The 11,516-nt window shown below is 37.9% G+C and carries 9 protein-coding genes and 6 pseudogenes; all 15 read left to right on the top strand.

Annotation, left to right across the window (positions count from 1 at the left end):
* Positions 1–154: 154 nt before the first annotated feature.
* Entirely contained in the window at positions 155–466 is a 312-nt protein-coding gene (locus AOT13_RS00655) for a hypothetical protein (RefSeq protein WP_042384526.1), read from the top strand.
* The gene (locus AOT13_RS00650) at positions 466–1,545 is read left to right on the top strand and encodes a pre-toxin TG domain-containing protein (RefSeq protein ID WP_042384523.1); all 1,080 of its coding nucleotides are present in this window, start codon (positions 466–468) and stop codon (positions 1,543–1,545) included. Before AOT13_RS00655 ends, AOT13_RS00650 begins: the two co-directional genes overlap by 1 nt.
* 16 nt (positions 1,546–1,561) lie before the next feature.
* Positions 1,562–1,903 carry a hypothetical protein gene (locus AOT13_RS00645; protein WP_013400027.1) on the top strand — a complete coding sequence of 114 codons (342 nt, stop codon included), beginning with the start codon at positions 1,562–1,564 and terminating at the stop codon, positions 1,901–1,903.
* A 417-nt stretch (positions 1,904–2,320) separates the two neighbouring features.
* A pseudogene (locus AOT13_RS21335) lies at positions 2,321–2,685 on the top strand (CDI toxin immunity protein).
* Positions 2,686–2,908: 223 nt separating this feature from the next.
* Positions 2,909–3,190 (top strand): hypothetical protein, encoded by a 282-nt coding sequence (locus AOT13_RS00640; protein WP_013400028.1) that lies wholly within the window; start codon positions 2,909–2,911, stop codon positions 3,188–3,190.
* A 337-nt stretch (positions 3,191–3,527) separates the two neighbouring features.
* Positions 3,528–3,680, top strand: a complete 153-nt coding sequence (locus AOT13_RS19240; RefSeq protein ID WP_148259589.1) for a polymorphic toxin type 15 domain-containing protein — start codon at positions 3,528–3,530, stop codon at positions 3,678–3,680.
* Positions 3,681–3,700: 20 nt separating this feature from the next.
* A pseudogene (locus AOT13_RS00635) lies at positions 3,701–4,254 on the top strand (T6SS immunity protein Tdi1 domain-containing protein).
* 337 nt (positions 4,255–4,591) lie between these two features.
* Positions 4,592–5,275 (top strand): annotated as a pseudogene (locus tag AOT13_RS00630) (pre-toxin TG domain-containing protein); the annotation flags it as partial.
* A gap of 131 nt (positions 5,276–5,406) precedes the next feature.
* Positions 5,407–5,825: pseudogene (locus AOT13_RS00625) on the top strand (hypothetical protein); the annotation flags it as partial.
* 23 nt (positions 5,826–5,848) lie between these two features.
* Positions 5,849–6,061, top strand: coding sequence for a bacteriocin immunity protein (locus tag AOT13_RS00620; RefSeq protein WP_003248148.1), 213 nt, complete (start codon positions 5,849–5,851; stop codon positions 6,059–6,061).
* Between the two features lie 248 nt (positions 6,062–6,309).
* Positions 6,310–7,212, top strand: coding sequence for a DNA/RNA non-specific endonuclease (locus tag AOT13_RS19235; RefSeq protein WP_232511585.1), 903 nt, complete (start codon positions 6,310–6,312; stop codon positions 7,210–7,212).
* Between the two features lie 4 nt (positions 7,213–7,216).
* Positions 7,217–7,699: an antitoxin YezG family protein gene (locus AOT13_RS00610; protein ID WP_013400033.1), complete on the top strand. Its 483-nt coding sequence runs from the start codon at positions 7,217–7,219 to the stop codon at positions 7,697–7,699.
* 866 nt (positions 7,700–8,565) lie between these two features.
* Positions 8,566–9,472: pseudogene (locus tag AOT13_RS20850) on the top strand (pre-toxin TG domain-containing protein); the annotation flags it as partial.
* The gene (locus AOT13_RS00600) at positions 9,462–9,851 is read left to right on the top strand and encodes a DUF7674 family protein (protein ID WP_013400035.1); all 390 of its coding nucleotides are present in this window, start codon (positions 9,462–9,464) and stop codon (positions 9,849–9,851) included. The pseudogene AOT13_RS20850 and the gene AOT13_RS00600, both read left to right, overlap by 11 nt.
* 212 nt (positions 9,852–10,063) lie before the next feature.
* Positions 10,064–10,819 (top strand): annotated as a pseudogene (locus tag AOT13_RS19815) (IS256 family transposase); the annotation flags it as partial.
* Between the last annotated feature and the right edge of the window lie 697 nt (positions 10,820–11,516).

The raw sequence follows: 11,516 nt of genomic DNA, 5'->3' as shown, positions 1-11,516 counted from the left end.
TTTTCGAAGGAACTTTGACATGTTCAGCATGGCAGAATTATAGATAAGGAAAAAGTCCTGATGGTCATCTAGAAAAACAGGAATATATCATGATTTATCCTTATTTTACTTATGTTACCATTTTAATAGCGTGTAAATAGGGGGAGGAATCAAGGTGGCGTCTTTATTGGAATCGATCGAAAAAGAATGGAAACGCAGGGCCTACGAGGCGATGATTCATTGCCTGCAGTCCTATCAAGGGCAGGTCGAAGAAGCGATCGAGGAATTTCAACATGGCACTCGCGCATTTTATCGCGCAAATGACGAGTATGTTCCGCATTGGCAGGGGAAGTCGAGGGAAGCGTATGAATTGGTATACGGGGACTTGCGGCAAATCGAGACACGTATTTATGCGACTGCAGACGATCTTCTTCATGAAATAAGCAGGGAAATCGCGCGAATCCGTCGAAAGATAGAGGAGCTATAATGACGACGATTCGAGTCAAGCCGGAAGAGCTGGAAACCGTAGCGAAGCATGTCCCCGATGCAGAAGACGCCTGCCGGCGTGCGCGAACCTCACTTTCCTGGGAACTGCCCTCTTTAGTGATGGAGATTCCGGGCATCGGCTCTGCCGTCATCCATGAGCTTACAGACGAACTGCTTCATTGGCTCCGGCGCTATGAAGAAAAGCTGAATGAAGCGGAGGAACTGCTGTACCGGACAGCCGCGGCCATCAGACAGGCAGACCAAACGCTTGCCGATAACATAAAAGAATTTGGTCTGGAGCTTAGTGGCTGGTATGATGTGCAGCGATTGTTTGGAGAATACGACCCAATCACCGGAGAACGGATTTCAGGATGGGACCGCCTGTTTGCGGGAGGAATGTTATTGTTGTCGGTCATTCCTCCAGCTAAAGGAGCAGGCGTTGCCGGTAAAGCAGCGGTGAAAGGAGCGAAAGCGGCCGGGATAGCAGCGGATGTTTCGAAATTGATTTCGAAAACGAGAAACGTCCTGAATGTTGATAAAATCAAAGGGGCTTTACAAACGATCTATCACCAAGTCATCAAAGGGCCAATCACCGAAACAATCCGTTCGTTCAAGAAGCAATGGGAGCAACTTCTCGAAAATGTTGGCTCTGTCCTGATGGGACCACAGCCGGCCTTGGCAGGAATCGGTCCGACCCGCGGTGTGTGGGTGAGCAGAGCCGAAAAAGAAGTAAAAGAAACGACGATGAACATAATTGGTAAAACTGGGGATGAGGTGGTTGGTAAGGGTAAGGGAAAAATTAATGGTAATATTAAAAACATTGATAAATTAAAACAGGTTCTACGTGACTCGAAAAGAGTAGGGGATAGATTAGAAACTATATTAGATGATGGTAGTAAAGTTATTTTCCGAAGGGATGTTGGAGAGCATGCACATCCTATCGGTAAGAAATATCGACAACCTGTCGACCATTATAACGTGGAAATACATGTTCCGACTAAAAGTGGTAGATGGAAACAAAAAGAGAATTTCCATATTATCATTGATAATAATGGTAAAGTAATAGAAATATTAGACTAATGCTAGGAGGGATAACTTGGAAGATTATATTATTATTAACCTTGAAAATGACGATGAAGATGAATTCGACTTGGAAGGCAAAAATGTCGCACAGATTAAAGTATTTAATACTAAAGGTGAGGACATAACCTCTAATTGTAGAGTGATATTTGAATTAAGTGAAGAAGCATTAATAGGGCTTGGAACTGAATTAATTAGATTATCTAAGCGGTTTAAGGATGGTAAGCATATTCATCTAGTTCCTTCAGATAAACAATTTATTAGTCAATCAATGGGAATATTTCTTACCTCAAAAAGTTGTGAAATGATAATAGGCTGTACTGAGTTTGGAAAAATTGAAGACCATTTAGATGATTGAGATCTTTAATTCCCCCTCAGAAATGAGGGGGTTTTAATGTATATGGAGTACGGAATAAACCGTTAGAGTGATATATACACATAATCTACGAAACTCCTATATGATAATTTTTTTAAGTCATATCGTACGCACAACAGGAGTTTAAAAAAGATGCCCTATTTTATGATTTCCATCAGCTTAAAGAATTGAAACATCATCAGTTACCTTGTTCCGATTGTTGTAGAAGATTTCCGTAATGTAATGGTAAAGGTCTTGAGATAAAAAATATGTAATATCTTTTGAAGGTAATGAAAGTGTTTTTTGAGCTTATTTAGAATACTTGAATAGATAAAGGGGAATTTGAATGACTTTATTAGATGAATGTATTGAAGCTTTAGGTGAAGATGCTGAAATTTTAACTGATAGCAAAAAAAGAAAATTCTTGATATATTAGAAAGCGCTTTTCCGTTTACTGAATGGGGGCGTATTGATTGGGACAAGATTAGTAAAAAAGAAAATGTAAACACCGTAAATGATATAACTGCTTATCTGGAAAGGTATTTCCAAAATTTTGGTGCAGTTGTTTATGTAATTTGGAATGAGGGGACTTTACCTATTATAAAGTCTAATTAAAAAAGGTTCTAGAAGTAATTGATGATGTTACTGCGGTTAGTTTTGATACTTGGATTTTTTCACCAGCTTCAGGATATGTAATAGAAATATACCATGAAGGGGAAGTATGGGTTGGTAAAGATAAAAGAAGCTGGTTATATGGTAATATGAAGCCTCAAAGGAGATATTAAATCTCTTTTGAGGCACTTTATTATAGAATTTCTAGATAAAGCAACAATGATTATATCTATCACACAATTATCCAATAGGAAAAGGGGTTCTTAGAAATAAAAAACATGTTATTTATAACCTAACAGATTCTAAAGTAGTATTGATTAGGGATTCAACTCAGGAACTAGGATTCAGAATATTAACTGCATTTCCTATTGTTAAATAAAAATAGAGGGTGATATCATGAATGAAGATTTGAAATACGATACTTTCAGATATTTTCTTGAATGTTATTTTAACCCAAGTGCTAACTATGAGGAATTAGAAACAATAGTTAAAGAATTTAATTTAACTGAAAAGAGTAAATATCGACAAAACCTTCAGCAAGAGTTAGAACAAATTCTCCAACTTGATAATTGGGATGATATTCAAGAGTTTGTTAGAAAACATGCTATGAGGAAAATGAATAGTGATAGACTTAATTGGTTCATACGTACTATTTTGTATAACTTAAATCAAAGTTAAAGTGTTGTAATTAATTGGAGAGTAAGATACGTTTTATTGTGATAGAGTGCCATAAATTTAAGAATTCAACTTTTTAAATTGGTGCTATGTCATGAAAACAGACACGTTAAACAGAAAGAAAAACTCTTGTTTATGCAGCTATTTTCTTTTGTCAGCCTAAGCAAACAAATCGGTTCCGTCTCGTCAACATGGGATGGGACGGAACCAATATCATCATCGCTTCTGCCACGGTTGGTTGGCTTTTTCGTTTTGGTCTTTCTGATCATCCTCTTCACCGTAATCGTTCCCCGCATGAAAAAGTTTGTTTTGTAAAGTGGCCCTCCGCCATATTGGTGAAATGGGAAATAAGAAAATAAACTCATCAATTGGTTCTCAATGGAAATCTAGGATTAAAGATTTAGATACAAACATTAGAGATATTGCGAAAACAATGACTCAAGAAGAAAGAGAATCGACCTTTTTAAATATTAAATTAAAAATATCAAACTAAAATATTGAGGTGACTTATTAATGGGAGATGCACAAAATATATTTAATCATTTTAAATTAGAAGGGAAAGTCCCCATATCAACAGTTGAGAAGTATAAAGGGAGAATTCCTTCAGAAGTTGTTGACATTTGGAAACAATACGGTTTTGGTAGTGTATTACAAGGTTATCTAAAAATAGTTAACCCTGATAAATTTCAAGATCTTTTAGAAGACGTAATATACGATATCAAGAAGCCATTCCGTTGTTCGCTACATCAATGGGAGATATAATCGTTTGGGAAAAGGGGAGATATTTAAACCTGTTGAACTTTAGAAAAAATGAGGTACATGTTATTTCAGCTGGATTTGATTTTTTCTTTGAGGATTTAAACGATGAGGCCTTTTTAGATGAGGAATTAAATTGGTTTCCTTATCCAGAGGCGGTTAAGAGATATGGGGAACCAAAGTTTGATGAGTGTTTTGGCTATGTACCTCTTCTTGGATTAGGTGGACTAGAAAAAGTAGAGAACATGAAAAAAGTTAAACTGATTGAGCATATTTATTTAATCACCCAATTTATGGGACCCATAGAATAAGTATTAGAATCTCTTAACTTGGTCAATCAATATTCAGCAAACATTATCTATATTAGTTGTTAGATTACTTCTATTTTCAGCCTTGATGGGTTTTATGCCTTTCAAGGTTTCTTTTTTGGCGGGGGATACCCAGTGCCGAATAAGCCACTTTCTTCGTTACTAACAAAATATAACCCTAATTGTAAATTAGCATATTAATTTCGTTATCTTTTTTCAGATTATTTTGGGGCTGTTTTCTGAAATTGCGCCAATCTTCATATTTACCCTGTGCAGGTACTCTTTTTTATGAAATGAGAAAGGAAATCGCCTAAATTTAGCGAAAGATAGTGGAGCTATAATACTGACGATTCGAGTCAATCCGGAAGAGCTGGAAACGGTAGCAAAGCATGTCCCCGATGCAGAAGACGCCTGCCGCGTGCGCGAACCTCACTTTCCTGGGAACTGCCCTCTTTAGTGATGGAGATTCCGGGCATCGGCTCTGCCGCTATTCAGGAGCTTACAGACGAACTGCTTCATTGTCTCCGGCGCTATGAAGAAAAGCTGAATGAAGCGGAGGAATTGCTGTATCGAACAGCCGCGGCAATAAGACAGGCAGACCAAACGCTTGCCGACAACATGTCAGAATTCGGTCTGGAGCTTCTTGGCTGGTATGACTTGCAGCGGGTGTTTGGAGAATACGACCCGATCACTGGAGAACGGATTTCGGCAGGAGACCGCCTGCTTGCGGGAGGAATGTTATTGTTGTCGGTCATTCCTCCAGCCAAAGGAGCGGGTGTCGCCGGTAAAGCAGCGGTGAAAGGAGCGAAAGCGGCGGAAACAGCAGCGGATGTTTCGAAATGGATTTCGAAAACGAGAAACGTCCTGAATGTTAATAAAATCAAAGGGGCCTTACAAACGATCTATCACCAAGTCATCAAAGGACCAATCACCGAAACAATTCGGTCGTTCAAAAAACAATGGGAGAACTTTATCGAGAATGTTGGTTCTGTCCTACAGGGACCGCAGCTAGCCGCCGATGGAGTTGGAGTGGTGCCAAGTGGGCGGATGATAGGAATCGCTGAAGAATCCGCCAGCTCGGTGCGCGTTTCGATGAGTCAAGCCGGGGATGAGGTGGTTGGTAAAGGGATAGGTAAAGGAAAAAATGAAAGTCCTAGGAATAAGCCTGGAGTAGTGAGTGAAAGTTTTAAGTTCGATAGAAGTCTTCAAAGCAAACAAAACTAATGTACAATAAAGGTGCCATTGGAATTATTCCAAAAGAGATTCGAGATAAACTTGTTGGAAAAAGATTTAATTCTTTTGATGACTTTAGAAAAGAGTTTTGGAAATGCGTTGCAAATTCGAGTTATGCAAAAGAATTTAGGAGTAGAAATATCGCACGAATGTTAGAAGGAAACGCACCTATTGCTCCAAAGGCTGAACATTACGGCAAGCTTAAATCATATATACTTCACCATAAACAGCCTATTGAGAAAGGTGGAGAAGTTTATAATCTTGACAATCTGATTATTACATCACCTAGAATGCACCAAATAATTTTAGACCCTGTATACCACTTTGGTAAAAAAGGTTGATATCCTAAGAAAGGGTGAATATTATGGAAAATAAACTATCTAAAGAGGAATTGATTGAACTTGTAAAAAAAATATGCGATCCTAAATTATCTGATGAAGAGGTAAGTGAATATATTGATATTTTGGAAAAAAATGTTCCGCATCCAGCTCCAAGTGACCTAATTTTTTGGAATGATGAAGAATTATCACCAGAGGAAATAGTAGAAATAGCTTTAAATTATAAAGATCGTAATTAAATGTGAGATAGTTTTAAATAGACTTAAAGTAAAAAGATGTAACCTTGATTGGTTATAAGCCTTTCAAGGTTTTTTATTTTAAAACTAATCGCTGTGTAAAATAATGCGTGTTTATGTGAGGAGTAAATTAGTATATTTTTTGGGTCTCCTTTTTCAATGGGCTGGTACGATGTGTAGTGATTGTTTGAAAATATGATCTAGTGACTGGAGAACGGATTTCAGTAGGAGACCGTCTGTTTGCGGGGGGAATGCTATTGTTGTCCATCATTCCTCCAGCCAAAGGAGCAGGCGTCGCCGGTAAAGCAGGGATCAAAGGATTGAAAGCGGCAGAAACAGCAGCGGAGGTTTTGAAATGGATCTCGAAAACGAAAAACGTCCTGAATGTTGATAAAATCAAAGGGGCTTTCCAAACGATCTATCACCAAGTCATCAAAGGACCAATCACCGAAACAATCCGGTCGTTCAAAAAGCAATGGGAGAACTTTCTCGAAAATGTTGGCTCTGTCCTACAGGGACCGCAGCCAGCCTTGGCAGGAATCGGTCCGGCCCGCGGTGTGTGGATGAGCGGAGCCGAGAGGGAAGTAAAAGAAACGACGATGAATATGATTGGCAAAACTGGGGATGAGGTGGTTGGTAAGGGCACGGGTAAATCTACACCAACGAATACTCATACTAAGGTTAACTATGGAGAGCATTACACCAGAGACGGACGGAGAAAGGTACTTAAACCAAATGTAGAGTATACAACTCCTGCAGGATACACTTATAGAACCGATGACAAAGGACGTATTGTCAATGCTGAAGGTAAACTTAACTTGGGGGAGGCCAAACGAAATAATCATGCCCAGAAGGTGGCGGGTAGAGAAGATAGACTACTAGATGATGAAGGTGGACATTTGATAGCAACTATATTTAAAGGTTCGGGTAGCCTTGACAATCTTGTACCTATGAATGGTAACCTGAATAAAGGTGAGTGGAAGAAAATCGAGAACATGTGGAGGAAACAACTTGAAAAAGGAAAACTGGTTGAAGTGAAGATAAAACCTGTTTATAAAGGTGAGTCACAAAGACCGGTAAGTTTTGACATAGAATATAAAATAGGAAAGGGTAAGTGGCAATACAAAGAATTCCAAAATAAACCTGGAGGTTAAATATATGGATGATTTGAAACTAAATAATATTTATCAAAAAATCGCACATACAATTATTGAAACAATACCAGAGGAATGGTCAAAGGTTTTTGTGTATGGTGAAATCACAGAGGATGTTCGGACGGCGTTCTTTTATTATTATCCGGCTAATGGAAGTACTCCAATTTATAGCCACGATATTCCAAATATATTTGCAATAGAAAAAGAGGATTACAAAAAGCTTTGGAGACAATTACTTGATAATTTAGAAGAACTATGGCGTGAGTTTAAGAACAACGGACAAGATCCGTGGACAAATCTTACTTTGATTTTTGACAATCAGGGTAATTTTAAAATTGAGTATGATTATGAAGATTTATCGGATGCAGATGATCATGAAAGAAGTATTATTTGGGAGTACAAATATCTGGGTCTTACTCCTGAGGATGAAGATGATAAGAAATTCTTAGAAGAATATTTAAACAGCATTAAAGAGAACGATCAATAATTTTTTTTACCAAGTTTACATTTTGTAAAAGCAGGATCGTATAATACACCAATAAGCCATATACTTACAAACCTGGGGAACGCACTAGATAAAACTGGATTGCGTCCCTGTGTATTGTGAGCCGAAAAGTATACAGTATAAATTCAGTTAACGTGAAGGAATCAGGACTACAAAACTCTGATTCCTTTTCTTTGATGATATAAATGCTTATGCTAAAGGAAGATATTTATTTGAAACTTTTACAGAACAGATAAATCGCAAGTATTTAGCATTACCTCCTGAGTGGAACCAAATGACAAAAATACAGCAATGGAAAGTTAGAGCTGGTTCTATAATTATAAAAAGTAGTGCTGCAACACAGTTGCAAATGGGAGATAGATATATTGGAGGGGGAAAGCAATGGTATATAACCAATCTGGACGATCTGATAAAACCATAGAATTTTTAGAGTTAGCAGAAAAAATTAAAAATTAGGTCATAAAAGAAATAACTACACATAATAATGGTGAAGGAAAGGATGGTAATATTCCGCAATTGAGAAAAATACTAGATGAAGTAGAAAAAATGAGTATTATCCTTTGTCCAAATAATTATACGCCATCGTATCCACATATAATTGTCGACTCATGGGATTACAACAGTAAGCTAGGTGAATTGCTATTAGATGTTTATGAGCTATATAAGAAATTAAACTAGGTTAGGGTTAGCTATCATAGTTTTCTAAAATATGAAGCCTTGGTTGAGTTGAACAACTCTTTCAAGGCTCACTTTTTTCTAGGATGAGGATCACAAGTGTTTATCACCCATTATTTTACTGTTATAAAGACGTAATAGCAAGCCAATAAGCCTATGACCAGTTAAAATAGTTGAATGAAGCAGAAGAAATTGCTGTACCGGACTGCCGCGGCAATAAGCCAGGCAGACCAAACGCTTGCCGATAACATGAAAGAATTCGGTATGGAACTTAGTGGCTGGTATGACTTGCAGCGGGTGTTTGGAGAATACGACCCAGTGACTGGAGAACGGATTTCAGTAGGAGACCGTCTGTTTGCGGGGGGAATGCTATTGTTGTCCATCATTCCTCCAGCCAAAGGAGCAGGCGTCGCCGGTAAAGCAGGGATCAAAGGATTGAAAGCGGCAGAAACAGCAGCGGAGGTTTTGAAATGGATCTCGAAAACGAAAAACGTCCTGAATGTTGATAAAATCAAAGGGGCTTTCCAAACGATCTATCACCAAGTCATCAAAGGACCAATCACCGAAACAATCCGGTCGTTTAAAAAACAATGGGAGAACTTTCTGGAAAATGTTGGTTCTGTCCTGATGGGGCCGGAGCTAGCCATCGATGGAGTTGGAGCGGTACCAAGTGGGCGGATGATAGGAATCGCTGAAGAATCCGCCAGCTCGGTGTGCATTTCGATGAGTCAAGTCGGAGGTGAAGTAGGGAAAGAAGCGGGGGGTGCCGTATATAAGGGGACAGGAAAGCTTAGCAGGAGAGATCAACTTTTAAATCAAGTTACAAATAAAAAGTTACGGAATACTATCAACGAAATGTTTCGTCCAACTGCGACAGTAGGTGATGGAAGTCTTGCAGCAGCAGTAAGGCTAGAAGCTAAAAAAGGAATTTTAACAGGAGGAAAGTCTCATATTCAAAAGGCAAAAGAAAGAATAAGGAACTTAGAAAATATTTTAATGAAAGAGAATTTGGATCCAAAGGAAAGAGAAATAGCAAATGATTTATTAATAGAATTAAAGAGAGCTTTAAATGGAAAATAGATTGGAGGGAATAATTATAATTACCGTTGACGTTTTTACTAAGAAATTTTTGGAACTATTTCCGGAGTATCAAGCATCATATATTGAACATATCGAGTTTAATGGGGAGCTTTTACCGCATGTGTTTTTTGGTGAAACGTTGAATGAAGATTTACCAGCGTTAATAAATAGTGGGAAAGAGGAAAAGTTGAGAAGTATTTTTGATTTTATAGAATTCATGCTAAAGAAAGGGGACACAGATGTTCAGGAAGTTATTACCTTAACAATATTAGCGAGATTGGGTGATGAACCAGAAATATTGAAAAAGGCTCTTAAGTATATGGGCACTGAAACAAGGAAAGCGTCTAAAGAGATAGAAACTTTTTGGGGGAGGCAGTAGTAATTTCTTAAAGAAGAGGATAGAAATGAAAAACATTTTTTCGAAAGGTGGGATATTAAGATAATAAATTAAATATTCAGTTATAGAATATTACAATGTCTGAGAGGATGATGTATAAAATTTTGTGTAAAACATTTGCTAGATCAAAAGAAAAAAGGTAGGGTATTCGCTGATTGGACCAAAAACATTCCAGAGAAAGGAGAACCCTACCTATGTCTAAAAGTATACCGAATGTCGACTGGGCAAATCAACTGGAAAGTGCCATCCGTCAGTTTGTGAAAGAAAAATTAGAACTGATTATGCGGGAAGAAATCAAACATTTCCTCGAAATCGCACAGGCGGAAACATCCAATATGAGAAACGGCTACTACCAACGAACGCTGGATACGCAATATGGTCGTATTGAAGGTCTTTTGGTCCCAAGAGACCGAAATGGGGAATTTCAAACGCAGCTGTTTGCCCCTTATCAACGACACACCGGCTGGAGGAAGCGATCATCAAGATGTATCAAAGTGGCAGGAGTACGCGGGAATTGGCAAGTTTATCGAACGAATTCTAGGAAATGCCTATTTTCCCGCGACGATCAGCCGTATTACCGATGTCGTAAAGGAAGACATCGAAAAATGGCGCCATCGTCCACTGCACAAGCGTTATTCGGTCTTATATTTGGACGGTTTGTATGTGAAACTTCGCCTCGATACGGTAGAGAAAGAAGTCATTTATGTGGTGTTAAGGGGAATGAAGAGGGGTATCGTGAAATTCTTGATTTCTTCGTAGGAGGACAGGAAAGCGCCTATGGATGGCAGGAGATTCTTCAACAACTATACAACAGAGGCGTAAAAGAAGTGCTGCTTGGCGTATTCGATGGACTACCGGGGCTGGAGGAAGCCTTTCAGGCGGTTTATCCGAAAACCGGCGTGCAGCGTTGTGTCGTTCACAAAGTCCGTAGCACACTCAGCCGTGTTCAAATCCATTTCAGAGATACCCTATCTATCTTGCATTACACAAAATTCTTGACAGTACCTGAGAAGGAGATGAGATATATGAATAAAGAAGAGTTTGTTAAACTTTTACATCAGTCAATTATAAAAGAAAATCGTAATTTTTATCGAGATATATTCAATAATACTGATATTAATGAAGTTACAGACCCCTATTGGAAAGAAGCATTGATGTTTTATTCAGAACTATCAGATAAAAATAAAGAAATATTGTTTAAAATAATCGAACAAGTAGAAGTGGATGCTGTATCTAATATTTTAGGGGTGTTAGATGGGGTAGTATCAATAGGAGAAGAGGATATTGAGTTTAAAGTGACAATTAACGATAATAATGAACCAATTAATGGAGATTTACAAGACCTATTTTTGGAGTATGATGAAGAGAATAGGTAACAAGTTTAGAGATATGATTTTGTATTTGCTAAAATACCATTTATAACTTTCTTTTAAAGTAATTTTTGAATTTGAGATACAATGTATCAGTGGAACAAAAAGAAGGCTTCTAATAAATTATATTACCTTAATTGGCTTTATGCCTTTCAAGGTTTTTATTTTAAAACTAACAGATGTATCAAATAATAAAGTGCAATTACGAGAAAATTTATATATCGTTTTTACCAACATTTTAATTCAGACTTCATAATGGTTCCGCCTACTATGAGTT

The sequence above is a fragment of the Parageobacillus thermoglucosidasius genome (assembly GCF_001295365.1).
In the GTDB taxonomy this organism is placed as follows: domain Bacteria; phylum Bacillota; class Bacilli; order Bacillales; family Anoxybacillaceae; genus Parageobacillus; species Parageobacillus thermoglucosidasius.
Note: the sequence above shows the minus strand (reverse complement) of the source record. Positions and strands in the feature narration are given on the sequence as shown.